The organism is Ignavibacteria bacterium, from assembly GCA_017302895.1.
Lineage (GTDB): Bacteria > Bacteroidota > Ignavibacteria > Ignavibacteriales > Ignavibacteriaceae > UTCHB3.
The window spans coordinates 51906-69248 of record JAFLBV010000002.1 but is presented as its reverse complement, the minus strand read 5'-3'; the positions used below and the strand labels follow the sequence as shown (position 1 = coordinate 69248).

The window sequence follows — 17343 nt, the reverse complement described above, 5'->3', positions numbered from 1 at the left end:
TGCTCTTGACTGTCACGAAAAAAAATGTTAATTTAGCACTCGCAATTATTGAGTGCTAATAACAATTGTTTTTCAAACAAAAAACAGAGGTAAATATGTCATTAAATCTTCAACCCCTCGCTGACAGGGTTATTATTAAACCACAGGAAGCTGAGGAAGTAACCAAAAGTGGTTTATATCTTCCCGACACCGCAAAAGAAAAACCAATTGAAGGCTTAGTGGTAGCTGCAGGACCGGGAAAAGTTACCGATGACGGTAAAACCGCTCCAATGTCGGTTAAAGTAAACGATAAAGTTCTCTACGGCAAATATTCCGGTACCGAAGTAACAATCGATGGTACGCAGTATTTGATCATGCGTGAGAGCGATATTTTTGCAATCATTAAGTAACAAACAAAATAAGGAAATTATAAAATGGCTTCAAAATTAATTGAATTTGATGTTGATGCTCGTTCCAAACTTAAAAAAGGTGTGGATCAGCTCGCCAATGCAGTAAAAGTTACATTAGGTCCTAAAGGAAGAAATGTAATTCTCGAGAAAAAATTCGGTGCTCCTCTTGTAACAAAAGACGGAGTATCAGTTGCTAAAGAAATCGAACTCGAAGATGCAGTTGAGAATATGGGTGCACAGATGGTTAAGGAAGTTGCTTCCAGAACCAGTGATGTAGCAGGTGACGGTACAACCACCGCTACAGTACTTGCTCAGTCAATCTTCAAAGAAGGTCTGAAAAATGTTACCGCAGGTGCCAATCCAATGGATCTGAAACGCGGTATCGACCTCGCAGTTATAAAGGTTGTAGAGTACCTGAGATCAATCTCAAAACCAATCGAGACCAATGAAGAAATTGCTCAGGTTGGTACTATCTCCGCAAACAACGAAAAATGGATCGGCGAAAGAATCGCTGAAGCCATGAACAGAGTTGGAAAAGAAGGTGTTATAACAGTTGAAGAAGCAAAAGGTACTGAATCAGTATTGGATGTAGTTGAAGGTATGCAGTTCGACCGTGGATATCTCTCACCATACTTCATTACAGATGCTGACTCTATGGAAGCAGTTCTCGAAGATCCTTTTATTCTCATCTACGACAAGAAGATCTCCGCAATGAAAGATCTTCTCCCTATCCTCGAGAAAACCGTACAGCAAGGCAGACCACTCCTTATCATCGCTGAAGATGTAGAAGGTGAAGCTCTCGCTACCCTCGTGGTAAACAAATTGAGAGGTACCCTGCGTGTTGCTGCTGTTAAAGCTCCCGGATTTGGCGACAGAAGAAAAGCCATGCTCGAAGATATCGCTATCCTCACCAACGGTCAGGTTATAAGCGAAGAAAAAGGTTACAAACTTGATAACGCTCAGCTCGGATATCTTGGAACCGCTTCAAAAGTTGTTATTGACAAAGACAATACAACCATAGTTGAAGGTAAAGGCGAAGATACTGAAATCAAGAAAAGAATCAATGAGATCAAAGCTCAGATTGAAAAAACAACCTCAGATTACGACAGAGAAAAACTCCAGGAAAGACTTGCAAAACTTTCCGGTGGTGTTGCCGTTCTGAAAATTGGTGCTTCAACTGAAATCGAGATGAAAGAAATCAAAGCCAGAGTTGAAGATGCTCTTCATGCTACCCGTGCTGCTGTTGAAGAAGGTATCGTACCTGGTGGTGGTGTTGCTTTCATCAGAGCCATCAATGCTCTCGCAGACCTCAAAGGCGCTAACGAAGACCAGTCAACCGGTATCGAGATCGTAAAAAGAGCTCTTGAAGAGCCATTGAGACAGATTGTTTTCAACGCCGGTCTCGAAGGCTCCGTTGTTGTGAACAATGTAAAAGCAGGTGAAGGAAACTATGGTTTCAACGCTGCTACAGAAGTATATGAAGATCTTATCAAAGTTGGTGTTATTGATCCTACCAAGGTATCAAGAACAGCTCTTGAAAACGCAGCATCAGTATCAGGTTTACTCCTCACTACTGAAGCAGTAGTTTATGAGAAAAAAGAAAAAGAATCCGCTCCAATGATGCCTCCCGGAGGTATGGGTGGAATGGACTATTAATAGTTCGCCCCTTTTCAAAGCCCCTTGCAGAAATGTCGGGGGCTTTTTTTTTATTATCCAATTCACTTCTTTTATCTTTATCATAAATCAAGTATATTCTTATTTCGATTTTGAAGTTTCCGGAAGAGATCAGCACAAGAAAAATGAACCAGGTATTAAGTTCCAAAGATATAAGAGAGTTAAAGGATCAGGTTAATATTAACCTGCAAAAAAAGGATATTAAGGCTGCCAGAGAAGCTGCTTCGAGGATGCTGGAAGCATTTCCGCTAGACCCCGAGGCAAACTATCTCTATGCAGTAGTCTGTCTCGAAGATTTTCGTATCTCAGATGCTTTTGAATATGCAAATATTGCCGTAAAGCTCGCCGACAGAGATCCGAATGCCCGATTTTTCCGGGGACAAATTCAGTATAAAATGGGTATGTATGAATCTGCTCTTCTCGATTTCGACTATGTAATTAACCTTTCTGCAGAATTCGGAGCCAAAGCCCTCGAATACAAAGTTTCTTGTCTTGCAGCTCTCGGTAAATATGCCGATGCCATGAGATTCTATGATACCACCTTGAGCATCGACCATTCCCTTTCCCACAGAAAACCAAGACTTCGCGAATGGTTGAAAAATCTTGCCGGCCAAAAATCTTCATTCCTGAGTAAATTACTCGCTCCTGCAGGCGATTTACTAATTGACGCAGAAGATGCTATTGCTTGTCAGGAACTTTGGTATGCGGAGTATGCTCTTAAAAAAATCATCGAAGGTACCGGAGACGAGGACAAAAAGAATAATGCGAAACTGCTACAGTTAAAAATCCTTTTTAATCAATTCAAATTATTACCTGCAAAAGCCTTACTTAAAGAATTACACCCGCTCCTCCCGGGAAATCCTGTTCTGATCGAAATCGCCGTTAAAATGGAGGAGATCGAAACCAGAAGTACTACTCAGGAAGAAATAATTGAGGAAGTACCGCTAAAACCGGAACCGGTTGAACATCCACTCCCCTCCCCACCCGACCCGGCTACAAAACCGGAGCCAAAAGGTGTAATCGAACTCAGTCCCGAAAGTAAAAGAGAAAGCAAAGCAGAAGAACCCAAAAAGGAGAAGGCTTCAGTTTCCACTCCTGCCTCTGCGGGCAAACGAACCGACTTCGAGCTAAACAAGGGAGTGAAATTCAGGGGGTATTATGCCAGAACTTTCGATCTCACCGAGCAGTTGAATTCGGGACGGAAGTATTTTGTCCATCAGTTTAATGCGCCAGCTCAAGGGTTTATAGCGGTTGAACTTATCGTCAAGAATCCATATTTCAACAGCAAAGATGTTGCGGTAGATGGACAGGCTCTTTGGTATATTAATGAAAAACAGATTGGAGAGAGCAATTTTGAGCTCCAAATTGAATCTGAATGGAGCAATGTTGCTGTTGTCCAGAGCTGGGGAACCGGAAACCCCGGATTTTGGACTCCCGGACAGGGACGGGTTGAAATATTTCTAAACAACGAATTAATTTGCACTAAATGGTTCATTCTCGGATTCTCAGTTATTTATGATCTCGAGCATTATGATATTAATGAAATTGAGGAAATGGAGGAATCGCAGGCATCACAAGGTGCTGACGGTGAGCTTACCGTAGAAAAGGTTCTGGCTGATCTGGACGGTTTCATCGGTTTGGGGACTGTGAAACAGACAATGCGTGATTTCGTTGACTATCTGAACTTTATTCAGGAAAGAAAAAAACTCGGTTTAAAGACAAAAGAGGGCCTCTCCGTCAACTCGGTATTTTTAGGCAATCCCGGTACAGGTAAAACAACAGTTGCAAGAGTTATTGGAGATGTTTTCAAGGCAATGAATCTGCTCCCTAAAGGACATATCATCGAGGTTGACAGGGCTACACTCGTGGGGCAATATGTTGGCGAGACTGCTCAAAAAACTGAAAAAGTGATTGAAGATGCAATGGGTGGAATCCTTTTTATCGATGAAGCTTATACTCTCGTAAAAAAAGGTGGCACCGGGCAGGATTTTGGTCAGGAAGCGATCGATACCCTGTTGAAACGAATGGAAGATAAAGCCGGTGAGTTCGTAACGATTGTTGCCGGTTATCCCAATGAGATGAATGATTTTCTCGAATCAAACCCCGGAATGAAATCCAGATTCACACAGTTCTTTCAATTTGAGGATTATACTCCGGATGAGATGATTCAAATTTTCGAGATGATGGCGAAGAAAGAAGACTATTCATTGTCTCAACAGGCGAAGGATATTCTCAACAAAGAGTTTACAAATCTTTACAGAAACCGTGACAAAACTTTTGGTAACGGAAGGCTTGTCAGAAATGTATACGATGATGCTAAAATGAGGCTAAGCAAACGATACCTCAAATTGCCTCCCGGAATGAGAACTGAAGAAGCATTGACCACATTCGAACCCGAGGATATTGCAGCTGTATTTAAAAAGGATGAAGCCAAACAATTTGATGTGGGGATCAATGAGGAAAAACTTAAGGAATCGCTCGATAAACTCAACGGTTTAATGGGTTTAACCATTGTCAAGAAAGAAATTAATGAACTGGTAAAGATAGCCAGATTTTATTTTGAGAGAGGTGAGAATCTTCAGAATAAATTTTCAGATCATATCATTTTCCTAGGAAATCCCGGAACCGGTAAAACAACCGTCGCGAGAATATTCAGCGATATTTACTCGGCTCTTGGTATACTGCCGAAGGGTCATCTTGTAGAGACCGACAGGCAAAATCTTGTATCAAGCTATGTGGGACAAACTGCTGCAAAGACCACCGAAGTGATAAATCAGTCGATTGGTGGCACTCTGTTTGTGGATGAAGCTTATACACTCGTAAAAGCCGGTGATAATTCAGGCAGCGATTTTGGAAAAGAAGCAATCGATACGCTTCTTAAAAGAATGGAAGATGATCGTGGCAAATTTATAGTAATCGCAGCCGGCTATACTGAGGATATGGAAAAATTCCTTGACAGTAATGCCGGACTCAAGTCGAGATTCACAAAATTTATCCTTTTCGAGGACTATACTCCTGACGAACTGGTTAGCATCGCCGTTAATATCTTCAAGTCGAAACAACTGACTATGACCCCCGAGACGATGGCAAAACTTAAAGTTTATTTCAACGAGAAATACCGCCAGCGCGACAAAACATTTTCCAATGCCAGAATGGTACGAAACATCGCTGAAGCGGCCATTAAAAGACAGCTTCTGAGAATGGTGGAGGTCCCCAAGGAATCGATAACCGATGAAATGTCACACACAATAACTGTGGAAGATATCGAAGAGCTGGCACCTGTAGCGGCAAAGAAGCAGGTCAGGGTTGAAGGTGATGCCAAACTTTTAGAGCAGCATCTCAAAGAACTCGAATCTCTCACCGGATTGGGTGAGGTAAAAAAAGCAACGGAAAAACTTATAAGCTCATTAAAGATTGCCAAACTTCGGGAAGAGCGGGGCTTAAAAGTTATCAAGAAAAATCTTCATGTTGTCTTTATGGGTAACCCGGGTACCGGAAAAACTACCGTTGCCAGATTACTTAGTAAGATATACAAAGAACTTGGACTGCTTGAAAAAGGACATTTGATAGAAGTTGACAGGTCATCTTTGGTTGCCGGTTATCAGGGTCAGACTGCCCAAAAAACGGATGATGTAATAAAACAGGCACTCGGGGGCACCCTCTTCATTGATGAAGCATATACACTTTCCCGCGGTGGTAACGATTTCGGTCAGGAAGCTATCGATACACTTCTTAAAAGAATGGAAGATTACTCCGACAAACTTGTTGTAATCGTGGCGGGATATCCTAATGAGATGAGAAATTTTCTCGATTCAAATCCGGGACTTCAGAGCCGGTTTACAAATTTCTTCATGTTTGAAGATTACACTCCCGAGGAGATGCTCGATATTACGAAAGTGTTGAGTGAGAAGAGCGGTTACAAACTTGATGAATCGGCGATGGAACACCTTAATCATGTCTTTAAGGAAATCTATGATAGCAGAGATCAAAATTTTGGTAATGCCCGCACGGTGAGAAATGTCCTCTACAAGGCTATAGGGAATCAGGAGGAAAGAATTCTGACTTTGAGCAACCTTAGCGACGATGATCTTGTGAAGATAACAATTGAAGATGTACAGAATCTTGCATTATAACTAAAGTTCTTCGGAAGCAGCCTTTTCCATCAGTTGGTGAGCAATATCCTTCCCGAGGTAACGGTCGATTATTGTATGTAAAACATACAATATGGGGGTTAGAAAGACCGCCACGCTACACTTATAGATGTAGTTCATCAAGCCAATTGCCAAAACGAGACCAAGACTCCAGTTCGCCCCGAAATAGAATGCTATAAAAAGAACAACAAAACTGTCGATAAACTGGGACACAAGCGTTGATCCGGTGGCTCTTGCCCATATCCATTTCGATCCGGTGTGCTTTCTTACCCATTGGAAAACCGTCACATCCACAACCTGACCTACCAAAAATGCCACCAGTGAACCTATGATAATCCATAGCCCCTGCCCAAATATGGCATTAAACGCTGTGTTCATGTTTACCGGTCCGGTAACAGTGTCCCGCATAACCCAAAAATCTGCAGGTACAAGTCCCATCGAAAAGTAAACCATTACATATGCGTAACCAATTAAACCGGCTGAAATGAAGGAAAGCAGGCGAACTCCCTTCCTCCCAAAATATTCATTGATGATATCTGTAAAAATGAAAACGATGGGCCAAAGAAGAACTCCGGCAGTAAGATTGAAAGAGAGGTTTTCCTGTCCAAAAAAAGAAAAAGAGACGGGATCGAAACCGAATGTTTTTTCCAGTGAGAAGATTTTCACCCCAATAAACTCCGCCAACACAGCATTCGAGACAAAAAACATACCCAGGAACAGAAATACTAAATTCGGTTTGTCTTTCATATATGGCCCTTCCCGACATTCAACTATTCATTAAATGACTTTACAAAAAACTCTATCTCATCAATCATCTTCTCATTGATGGTAAAGGTTACATACTCTGCAAAATTGTTCAGGATTATCAGGCTGTTAATGCTGGCATCTTTTTCCTCGAGAAGAACAATCTGTTTACTGACATTTCTGTTCAAAATGGAGATTTTATTATAAATCTCGACAAGATTATCCATTTCCCAATCAGGTTGATCACCTTTTTTATACCTGATATATTGCGAAAGAAGATAAAGGGAGAAAACCCTTAACTGGGTTTCATCGAGTGTGGCAAACGGCAAATGACTGTACAAAAGCGGCTTCAGTTTTCCCATGATAGGACAACCGCTTGATACCATCAGAATTCCAAGGAGGCTGCTTACGCCCGATTGAAGAGCAGTGCTTTTGGTAAAGTTTCTCGAAAAAGTTTCGACTTCCACTTCTACATCATCATAAGAAGCAAAATGGTTGAATTCCATTATAAGATGGTACAGATTTAACGCCAGAGGACAATACTCGTTTGCAGACTGATCAAGCGGGCAATGCGGGCAGGCAAAATTCTTCAGGAGCGCCCAGTCGGTTTTTACTGAGTCCTCTTCATTTCTGATTATGGAAAGATCAGAGCGACGCAGACAGACTGAGAACTCTTTCACTTCAGATGGAAGCTTAAATCGATAAATAAATGATAGTGTTTCTTCGTCAGTCATCGGTCTTGAGAAATTTTTGTACCTTTTGTTATCAAAAATAGTTTTTCTTATGATCAAAAAAAAGAAACAATATGATTATTTATTGTTAAATCACCTTTTAAAATAAAAAAACGGCATATTTCAGCCGTTTTTAAACAATATTTTCCAACTGTAAACTAAATTAATCTCTTCTTATCTTCAAACTGCTCACACCCCCATCCAGTTTTATAGTGAGGATGTCTCCGGTTCCCGTAAAATTTTCTGAGAAAATGACACCATTTTTTTCTACAAAACCTTTTGGTACATGGGAATCGCTTAATGCCATCGAATTAATCAGTTTTACCTGAGCATCCTTGCTTACGACTATATCTATGCTGCTTGCCCCACATTCGATCGTTACCTCACTGCTTCCCGCTGCAGGTTTTGGGAGAAACAACTTGGTCGAGCTGGCACCCATATCGATGTTCAGTTTCCTGAATTGCAGTTCGGTGATGTTCAATTCAAACTCTGACGCACCAATTTGAAAATTAAGACTTTCATAAAATGGCTTCGGATTGATATTCAACTCCACAAGTGAAGCGAATGAAGTGTCGTCACTATCAAAATGAAACTCAGCCATTTGGATATCAAGGTTTGCTTTACCACCGGCGATATTGTTGTTTACCGAGAATTTCCTGTTGCTTCTGTCAGTTTTTAATGTCATCAAATTTGTGTCTCTACAGTTCACGATATAAGTGCCGGCACCACCATCAAAACTTAGCTCAACAAGTTTTATCGTTGTATCGTAGGGTTCAGTTTTTATGGATATGAGACTGCTTTTGTCCTTCGACGACTTGACATGTCCAAAAAACTTTTTTGGCAAATTATGTATCGATGCTGAGACCGTGAGCAGGAAAAACGCCAGGCAAAATCCGGCAACTCCCGCTAGCACATTTCTAACGATCAGGTTTTTTGTCAGATAGACCACTCCACCTGCTATCAGGAGCAATGGCCAAAATTTCCTTATTTCCGGCAGATAGAAATCAACATCTGAAAAGTTTTTAACCAATAAAAGGGCTCCAAGTCCCAGAAAAAAGACTCCCCAGAAAATTTTACTCGGTTTCATATTTGTCTCCATGGCTTTTTTTCCTTCCGGTGAATATTATCCATACACCCAGCAGTACAAGAATTAACGGGAACGCGTCAACAATATCAAAATGAGGAACAAAATTATCGAGTCCGAATAAAATACCGGCTACGATAAGCAAAACTCCTAAATAGATTGAGAACTTCCCTTTGTTTTCAGACGAAGGCTTTGCATCAGGTACAGCGAACGGGACTGATTGCTCGGATTTGACATTGAACTGCATAACCTGTTCCGGAATTATTATCAGACCGACTATGTATAAAGCAAGTCCCACTCCATTTACCAAAGTCAATGCAATAAATGCAAATCTGATGATGACGGGGTCAACTTCAAAATATTCAGCTATGCCGCCGGCAACTCCACCAATCATTCTTTCTTTGCGTGATTTGTATATTCTCTTTTCCATTTTGGACTCCTGTTTGTTTACGGCGTAAAATTACATCCGCAATGACAAAATTTCAATCCATTAATGATAAAAGGACATAATACAAGATGAACGATTTATTTTAGTGTTACAATTTCCCCAAAATGTCAAAAATCACAGGCATTTACTCCCCTGCTCTCAGAATATATGTGAAATTTAGAAAGATCAACTGTTTAAAACAGAAAAGATCAGTAAAAACTGATCTTTTCCAATGAGCGGAAAGGGCGGGATTCGAACCCGCGGTACCGGTAAAAGTACACACGCTTTCCAGGCGAGCCTATTCAACCACTCTAGCACCTTTCCATTTGCCCATACAATTTCTGTTCGTCGAAGATCTGCCGGAAGCCTCAATCAAGTGGCGGAGAGAGGGAGATTCGAACTCCCGGTGAACCGTAGCCCACAACAGTTTTCGAGACTGCCGCATTCAACCACTCTGCCATCTCTCCATAATTTCCGTCATAAATTTCAGATAAACAGACTACAAATGTAGGAATATTGTCAAAGATTTCAAAGAAAATGTTTGGCTTTTATCCGGTAAATAATTGACCGTTCATCATAAATAAAGACAAACCATAATTTATCCGGTAAAAAGTAGTCGATTATTTTCTTTGAATATTTACATTTGCCATCTGATTTAATAAAAATAGCATGACAATTAAAGAACATTTAAAAGAAACGGTATCGCTGGCTCTGCCTGTCGTGATAGCCCAGGTGGGTTTTGTCATGATGGGTGTGGTGGATTCAGCAATGGTCGGTCGCCTTGGTGACGCTCCACTGGCCGCCTCCTCACTCAGCTTAAGCCTGTTTTTCATAATCACTGTGATTGGCTTGGGGATTGTGATGGCAATGACTCCCCTGGTAGCAATTGCCGTAGGTTCTTCCGACAGTGATAAATGTTCCAGAGTTTTTCATCAGGGAATCTGGGTGAGTCTTTTCTCCGGCATCATTTTGAATATTGTTGTTTATTTTGGAACAGACATAATTTCGTATATGGATCAGCCAAAAGAAGTGGTTGACCTTGCATTAAGTTACACCCGAATTATCTCATTTTCCATCCCTCCCATGCTCCTGTTTACCGGATACAAACAGTTTATAGAGGGCCTCTCATTTACGCGTCCGGCTATGGTAATTTCGATTGCTGCAAATGTGGTCAACTTCTTTTTTAACTGGATATTCATTTATGGAAACTGGGGAGCCCCCGCGTTAGGATTGGATGGAGCCGGTTATGCAACTCTCGGATCACGAATCTTCATGTTCGTTTCTCTTGCGGTTTTTGTCCATAAGAACAGAGAATTTAAGCGTTTTGGGTTGAAAATATTCCCGTTCAAAGGCCTGGATGAAAACGGAAAAGAAATTTTACGAATCGGAATACCAAGTGGAATCCAGTATTTTTTTGAAGTTGGCTGCTTTGCGACTGCAGCGTTCATGGTTGGCTGGATAGGTAAAGATGAGCTTGCATCACATCAAATAGCACTAAATGTTGCATCGCTGACTTATCTTGTATGTTTGGGATTGTCTACTGCGGGCACAATCAGAGTGGGCAATGCAGTCGGGGCAAAAAACATCACACAGGTGAGAAAAGCAGCCACCGTGGCACTATTTCTCGGTGCATCATTCATGGTTTGCGCCGGTATTCTTCTGATCATATTTAAGGAACACATTCCCCTTCTTTACGCTTCAGATCCGGAGGTGGTTTCGATTGCTCCCAAGTTGTTGATGATTGCCGCTTTTTTTCAGATATTTGATGGCACACAAGCAATCGCTCTTGGTAATTTAAGAGGTATTACCGATGTTAAAATTCCAACTGTGATTACCTTCATTGCATATTGGCTTATTGGATTGCCCGGTGCTTACATTTTCGGATTTCCATTGGGATTGGGTACTGAAGGAATCTGGTATGGTTTGTCCCTCAGCCTGATAGCTTCCTCACTTATGTTAAATATCAGATTTTTTGTTAAAACCGGCAACCCGAATATGTTCAGGGAAAAAATCGCAGAGAAATAAACGCCCGGTTTTTTCCTTCCGACAGGAATTGAATAATTAGCGGGATATTGTTTTTTATTAATTGAATTATTTATAATTTCCGCTTTGCTTTTACATCATTCTGACAAAGGAGCGTGCCATGAGTTACGAAATCCGTAAAATCCTGCCTAAAGAAATTAAAATCTTTATACAATGGGCTGAAAAGGAAGGTTGGAATCCAGGTTTACATGATGATCGTCCGTTTCTTTTTTCGGACCCCGCGGGATTTCTCGTTGGTGAACTGGACGGAGAGATAATTGCAACAAAATCAGCAGTCAGGTATGGCAATGAATTCGGTTTCATGGGATTTTATATTGTGAAGCCTGAGTTCCGTGGCAAGGGATACGGATTCCAGCTCTGGAAAGCGGGGTTTGACAGAATCCGGGATATTCCTTCCGGGATGGATGGTGTAGTCGAGCAACAACACAATTATATTAGATCAGGATATGAATTCGCTTACAGGCAAATCCGGTTCGAAGCGAAGGATTTGATACCTAAAAAATCATTTGAAGTTAAACCCGTCACCGACGAAGATCTCTGTAACCTGCTAGATTACGACAAGACCGTTTTTCCTGCCAACAGAGCGGCTTTTATTAAAGAATGGGTAGCCATGCCCGAAAGCCTGACACTAAAAGCAGAACAAGGCGTGTTTCTTCAGGGGTATGGAACAATAAGAAAGTGTTACAATGGTGGTTATAAAATCGGTCCATTGTTCGCAGATGACTATGGAATTGCCAGGAAACTCTTTCTGGCATTAGCCGATTTTGCCGAGGGCAAACCGGTTTATCTTGACACTCCGGAAATTAACCCGCAGGCAGTACAACTGGCAAAAGAGTTCGGGATGCAATTCGTGTTTGAAACCGCCAGAATGTATCACAACGGAAATCCTGAAAGGGACAGAGAGAAGATTTTCGGTGTTACTTCCTTTGAATTGGGTTAGCAATCACCTTTTGGTTACGAGTTTAAAGCTCATCGATCTTTTGCTCTGACCTGAGTTATCACTCAGGATGACTTTAAAGTCCCGTTTACTCGTCTTGATATAGGTTATCTTGTTCGGATAGTCATGACTTCGATTCTCGAAAACCGCCATCGTATCGTTGAGAAAAATATTCTCGAAGTTCACAGGCCCTTCGTTACCCGGAACGTCTGCAACATAGAAGAGCTTTTTGTTGATCCACTTGATCGAAAGTTTTTCGGTAACTTTTTTGTTGTTGGTTTTCATATAATAACCTTCACCCTCGAGCAAAGAGTCTTTCACGATATTCCACAATTCATAATGTTCCACTCCGGATGCAATTCTTGACCACCTCCCTTTCAACCAATGGAGTTGAGAGATTGATGGGTCTTTTCTTTCGACCGAATAAAAACCGGCTGCAGTGATCAGAAATACTGCCAGAAGTACAACATTTAAATATCTGATCATACTATTTTAATGAATGAAGCGCGAGTCTGTTGCCTTCAGTATCCATAAAAAGGGCCATAAAGCCGTATTCGGCTGAAATTTCTCTCTTGGGAAGAAGTACCACACCTCCGGCTCCGGGAATGCGATCAAGTATTTTTTGCATATCTGGATTCCCGCTGAAATAAACAAGTGTACCTTCTGAAGACGGATTATAATCGGGACCGGCACAAAGCGCACCGGAAATGTCATCCATCCCCTCAGAAGGGAAAAAAGCCATGTCATGGCCGCCAAATGACATCAAAGTCATCTCGACATTAAATACTTCCTCATAGAATTTTTTGGCTCTTTGCATATCCTTTACGGGAATCTCGAACCAGCTTATCATATGTGCCATTTTTACTCCGGTAACTTTTGTAAACTGTTAATAAAATTTAAATTTAACACCGATGTTCAACGCAAGATTTGAGCCCTCGTCACCCAAATAGTTGAACAATCCCATTCCTTCCAAGGCAATCAGATCACTTAAATGGTATGTGTATCCACCACCGATTATCAACCCGAATTTTTCAGCAGTGCTCGAAGAGGTGCTTTCCTGTTTCCATCCGCTTATATATTGAACGACATCCGTTCTCCTCATCAACGAATTTATACTGATTCCGGCAAGTCCGAAATAGTTTTTCTCTGAAAGAAATTTAACTCCGGTAGAAACCTCACCGTCGTTGAAGTAAGTCTTGTAAGTGATTCCATTGGAAGTCGCCTGTTTACCGTTGATATAGTAATAACCTCCCTGAAAATACCAGGCTATTCGTTTACCGAGTTTCCATTCGAATTTTAGATTACCCCCGGCACCTAGTCCGGCTTGATTCATCCATGGACCTGTGGTATAGATTCCCCTTAGTCCGATTGTGAATGATTTCTCTTGTTTTGGTGTGACTGCTGTCTGTGAAAGAATGTTTGAATAGAACAGAATAAAGATTAAAAATGTTGCTTGTAAGTAACGCACTAAAGTCTATCTGATAATTATTAAAAAATTGTACCGCAAAATAGTTTTTTTTTCGTTCTTTTGCGAGTCAATTTTTGATTTTTTTGTCTCAAAAAGTGAGGTTGTATGTTCGATTTTATCTCAAATGGACTTATAAACTTAAAAAACCCGGCAATACTCTTCTTTCTTCTTGGTCTTACCGTTGCCCTGATCAGATCAGAATTAAAGATTCCCGATCCGATAATTAAGATGTTTTCCTACTATCTGATGGCATCCATAGGTTTTAAAGGTGGATATGAGATATCGAAAACCGGCTTTAGTCCCGAACTTATGACTTCTGCCGGCCTGGCACTGGTTTTGGCAGCAATCATTCCCGTGATGGCTTTTTACTTGTTGCGGGGCTTTGTCAAACTCGATGCTGTCAATTCAGGCGCACTCGCAGCCCACTACGGCTCTGTAAGTGTTGTCACATTTGTTACCGCAATATCTTATATCGACAGAGCGGGAATTGAATTCGGCGGGTTTATGGTTGGTGTAATGGCTCTGATGGAATTCCCTGCGATTCTGGCGGGAATTGGACTCGCGCTTTACTACACTTCCAAATCTTCGGGTTCAAAATCGATAAAAACCGTGATTCACGAGTCAATAACTAACGAAAGTGTAATACTACTTGGTGGAAGCCTTCTGATCGGGATTATAACAGCTGATAAAGGGTATGCACTTACAAAACCTTTCTTCATTGATCCGTTTCAAGGTGTGCTGACTTTTTTCCTGCTTGATATGGGAATTGTAGCCGGCAGAAAACTTCATGAATTTGGTAAAGTTGGAATTCCCCTCACGATTTTCGCAATAGCTTTCCCGATATTCAACGGAATCGCAGGCACCTTCCTCGCAACATTACTGGGGCTTGGGACCGGTAATTCGTTGTTATTTGGGGTTCTTGCTGCAAGTTCTTCATATATAGCAGCTCCTGCAGCGGTGAGAATAGTGTTACCTGAAGCTAACCCTTCCATTTACCTGACATCATCGCTTGCGATAACATTTCCGTTTAATATTATTTTGGGCATCCCCATCTATTTCTCTTTGGCAGAATTTTTCGCTAAAATTTTTACTTAGAAAAAGTTGACCTCTGCGGTCAGCTTAATACCGAATTTATCGAAGACATCATTAATAATTTTTTTGGCAACGGATGCAATTTCAGAACCTTTTGCTCCACCATAATTTACTAGAACAAGGGAATGATTCTCGTAAACCCCGCAGTTTCCTTCCCGTTTCCCTTTCCAGCCTGAAAGTTCGATTAATTTTGCAGCAGAAAGTTTAACTTTACCATCTTTCGTTTTGAAACCTTCTATTTCGGGTGAGAACCGTTTTAGAATGTCATAAGATTCTTCCAGTATTTCAGGATTTTTGAAAAAACTTCCTGCATTCCCGAGAATTGCCGGATCAGGCAATTTTTCAGTCCTTAACTTAATTATCGCATCTCTAATTTCTTTTACTGTCACCTGCTCATCACCTGTAACAAATATTATCTCCCTTACTCCCTTGTAGGAGTAGTTCAGTTTTGGATTTTTTCTCAATTTCAGGGTCACATACAAAATTACAGCTTTGTCTTTAAGTTCTCTTTTGAATATACTGTCCCTGTAACCGAATTTACACTCCTCATTGGAAATGTCAACAGTTTTTTTCGTTTCAGTAAGTAACACCTTCGCTTCCACAAAAGTATCTTTTAGTTCCTGTCCATAAGCCCCAATGTTCTGAATTGGTGCCGCCCCGATTGTTCCCGGTATGAGCGACATGTTTTCAATCCCACCCAATCCCCTCTCAACCGAAAATGCGACAACATCGTCCCAGTTTTCGCCTGCTGCACATCGAATTGTAACACTCTCGTCGTCTTCATTTACAATATCTATTCCTGAGGTTTGAATGTGGAGGGCTGCCAGATTATATTTTTCAGAGGTCAAAAGGATATTGCTTCCTCCACCAAGGAAAAAGTATTTAAGCCGGTTTTTCTCGACATATTTCATTGAATCATACAAATCCTCCTCTGTGGCTATTTTCAGATAATGTGCCACGGTGGATTCCACACCAAATGTATTAAATTCACGGAGAGATTTGTTTTTCTTGATATTCATTAATTTCCTTAACTTAAAAAAACAACCTGTTTAATTTAAATAATCCACCACCGAATAAAAAATTAATTTAAATTTGAGTTTTGGATAATAAATATTAATAACAATATTTCATGGAAACACTACAACTCTTTTTACTGCTCGCAGTATTTTTAGCCTTTGTCATCCTGATGTTTCTCAGGAAGATACCGGCACTACTGGCGTTACCAATTCTTGCATTCTTTATTCCTGTGATTTCAGGGGTGAATATTGTTGATGTGGTGACCCTCGTCCTTGGGAACGGATCGACCAAATTATCTGAAGCATATACGATCGCAATATTCGGAAGTATGCTTTCAATAATGATGCAAAAGACCGGCGTAGCGGAAAGTTTTATAAAAACAGGAGCCGAACTTTCGGGCGACAAACCGTGGGCTATCTCAATGGTCATGTTGCTGCTGATCACCCTGCTATTTACAACTCTCGGCGGACTTGGTGCTATTATTATGGTTTCAACAGTCGTACTTCCTATTCTTGCTTCGGTCGGAGTCGGTCCTGTCACAACAACGGGAATTTTCCTGACCGGATTGAGTATTGGCGGTATCCTCAATGTTGGAAATTGGGCTGTTTACACCCAGGTACTAAAATTGCAAACAGGTGATGTTCAGTCATTTGCACTTGTTATGCTTCTGATTATGTTTGTTATTGCCATCATTTATATAACAATTCAACTTTACAGGGATGGTCATGATATAAATTTTTCCAAAATTGCAATATACTCTCTCATTATCCTGGCAGTTGGATCAGCGGGTTATGCCGTTTGGAGTTTCCTCCCCGACAACCTTAATACAGGGATCACTGACCTGCTTTCATTTTTCCCCTCTTTCTTGAAGTATCTCACCGGTTCAGGTATTGCTCTCCTGGTTCTGCTTTCAATCTTAAGAATTTTCAGAGACGGAGAGACTGATAAAGTTTACTTTACTGCCTATTTCATTCCCATTGTCCCTTTGTTTCTGATTCTGGTCTTTGGAATCAATTTCATTGCAGCATTTATCGCAGGATTGGCTTACGGTTATCTCTCAACATATCGTAAAAGTTCACTAAATATTCTCATCAGATCGGTCCTCGACGGAGGAGCTGTTGTGATGCCTGCAGTCGCACTGATGTTGGGAATTGGAATGCTGTTAAATGCAGTTATGGGCCCACCGGCAGCCTTAATGGAGAACTACAAAGACGGATGGCCTGTCTTGTTGCTGTTAAAGCCCGTTTTGCAGGCAATCAAACCTGAATCCGCCCTTAGCTATGTCCTGTTGTTCAGCCTTGCTGCCCCTCTTGCCCTTTACAGAGGACCCCTTAATGTGTGGGGAATGGGTTATGGAATTGCTGCCATTTTTCTCGCGGGTGGAATGCCGGCAGGCGCTATCATGGGCTTGCTGATGGCTGTTGGACAGATTCAGGGAATTTCTGATCCAACGAACACCCAGAATGTCTGGCTGGCTAATGAAATGAAAATTGATGTACAAAAAATCATGTGGAACACCATCCCCTACACCTGGGGTGCTGCAATTCTTGGACTAATGGCTTCCGCCCTGATTTTCTATTGAGGTT

The 17343-nt window shown here is 41.2% G+C and carries 15 protein-coding genes and 2 tRNA genes; 7 read left to right on the top strand and 10 right to left on the bottom strand.

Going from position 1 to position 17343, the window contains the following annotated elements:
• Positions 1–95: 95 nt before the first annotated feature.
• The 3 genes from groES to J0L60_07945 all read left to right on the top strand — a co-directional run bounded on the left by groES (position 96) and on the right by J0L60_07945 (position 6196).
• Positions 96–389, top strand: coding sequence for a co-chaperone GroES (gene groES / locus J0L60_07955; GenBank protein MBN8546052.1), 294 nt, complete (start codon positions 96–98; stop codon positions 387–389).
• Between the two features lie 24 nt (positions 390–413).
• A complete protein-coding gene (gene groL / locus J0L60_07950; GenBank protein ID MBN8546051.1) occupies positions 414–2045 on the top strand; it encodes a chaperonin GroEL in 1632 nt (543 codons plus the stop codon).
• 143 nt (positions 2046–2188) lie between these two features.
• Positions 2189–6196 carry an AAA family ATPase gene (locus J0L60_07945; GenBank protein MBN8546050.1) on the top strand — a complete coding sequence of 1336 codons (4008 nt, stop codon included), beginning with the start codon at positions 2189–2191 and terminating at the stop codon, positions 6194–6196.
• Here J0L60_07945 and J0L60_07940 read toward each other — a convergent pair whose 3' ends face one another.
• The 6 genes from J0L60_07940 to J0L60_07915 form a co-directional block, all read right to left on the bottom strand.
• Positions 6197–6961 carry a queuosine precursor transporter gene (locus tag J0L60_07940; GenBank protein MBN8546049.1) on the bottom strand — a complete coding sequence of 255 codons (765 nt, stop codon included), beginning with the start codon at positions 6959–6961 and terminating at the stop codon, positions 6197–6199.
• A gap of 23 nt (positions 6962–6984) precedes the next feature.
• Positions 6985–7692, bottom strand: a complete 708-nt coding sequence (locus J0L60_07935; protein MBN8546048.1) for a hypothetical protein — start codon at positions 7690–7692, stop codon at positions 6985–6987.
• Positions 7693–7852: 160 nt separating this feature from the next.
• Entirely contained in the window at positions 7853–8776 is a 924-nt protein-coding gene (locus J0L60_07930; GenBank protein ID MBN8546047.1) for a hypothetical protein, read from the bottom strand.
• On the bottom strand, positions 8763–9203 hold the full coding sequence (locus tag J0L60_07925; GenBank protein ID MBN8546046.1) for a PspC domain-containing protein: 441 nt from the start codon (positions 9201–9203) through the stop codon (positions 8763–8765). Before J0L60_07925 ends, J0L60_07930 begins: the two co-directional genes overlap by 14 nt.
• A gap of 234 nt (positions 9204–9437) precedes the next feature.
• A tRNA-Ser gene (locus tag J0L60_07920) sits at positions 9438–9524 on the bottom strand.
• Positions 9525–9577: 53 nt separating this feature from the next.
• Positions 9578–9667, bottom strand: a tRNA-Ser gene (locus J0L60_07915).
• Positions 9668–9869: 202 nt separating this feature from the next.
• On the opposite strand from J0L60_07915, the gene J0L60_07910 reads away from it, so the two are divergent.
• Positions 9870–11225: an MATE family efflux transporter gene (locus J0L60_07910; protein MBN8546045.1), complete on the top strand. Its 1356-nt coding sequence runs from the start codon at positions 9870–9872 to the stop codon at positions 11223–11225.
• Positions 11226–11343: 118 nt separating this feature from the next.
• Complete coding sequence (locus J0L60_07905) at positions 11344–12183, top strand: GNAT family N-acetyltransferase (protein ID MBN8546044.1); 840 nt, start codon at positions 11344–11346, stop codon at positions 12181–12183.
• Positions 12184–12186: 3 nt separating this feature from the next.
• Here J0L60_07905 and J0L60_07900 read toward each other — a convergent pair whose 3' ends face one another.
• From J0L60_07900 to J0L60_07890, 3 genes are read right to left on the bottom strand one after another with little or no spacing between them, the layout of a single operon-like run.
• Positions 12187–12666: a hypothetical protein gene (locus J0L60_07900; protein ID MBN8546043.1), complete on the bottom strand. Its 480-nt coding sequence runs from the start codon at positions 12664–12666 to the stop codon at positions 12187–12189.
• Between the two features lies 1 nt (position 12667).
• On the bottom strand, positions 12668–13030 hold the full coding sequence (locus tag J0L60_07895) for a VOC family protein (GenBank protein ID MBN8546042.1): 363 nt from the start codon (positions 13028–13030) through the stop codon (positions 12668–12670).
• A 36-nt stretch (positions 13031–13066) separates the two neighbouring features.
• Positions 13067–13648: a hypothetical protein gene (locus J0L60_07890; protein MBN8546041.1), complete on the bottom strand. Its 582-nt coding sequence runs from the start codon at positions 13646–13648 to the stop codon at positions 13067–13069.
• A 105-nt stretch (positions 13649–13753) separates the two neighbouring features.
• Between J0L60_07890 and J0L60_07885 the strand changes: the two genes are divergently transcribed.
• A complete protein-coding gene (locus tag J0L60_07885) occupies positions 13754–14743 on the top strand; it encodes a sodium-dependent bicarbonate transport family permease (protein ID MBN8546040.1) in 990 nt (329 codons plus the stop codon).
• Here the strand turns inward: J0L60_07885 and murB are convergent.
• Positions 14740–15759 carry a UDP-N-acetylmuramate dehydrogenase gene (gene murB, locus J0L60_07880; protein MBN8546039.1) on the bottom strand — a complete coding sequence of 340 codons (1020 nt, stop codon included), beginning with the start codon at positions 15757–15759 and terminating at the stop codon, positions 14740–14742. The genes J0L60_07885 and murB overlap by 4 nt on opposite strands.
• 110 nt (positions 15760–15869) lie before the next feature.
• Here murB and J0L60_07875 point away from each other — a divergent pair, with 110 nt between their 5' ends.
• The gene (locus J0L60_07875) at positions 15870–17339 is read left to right on the top strand and encodes a citrate transporter (protein MBN8546038.1); all 1470 of its coding nucleotides are present in this window, start codon (positions 15870–15872) and stop codon (positions 17337–17339) included.
• The last annotated feature ends 4 nt before the right edge of the window (positions 17340–17343 follow it).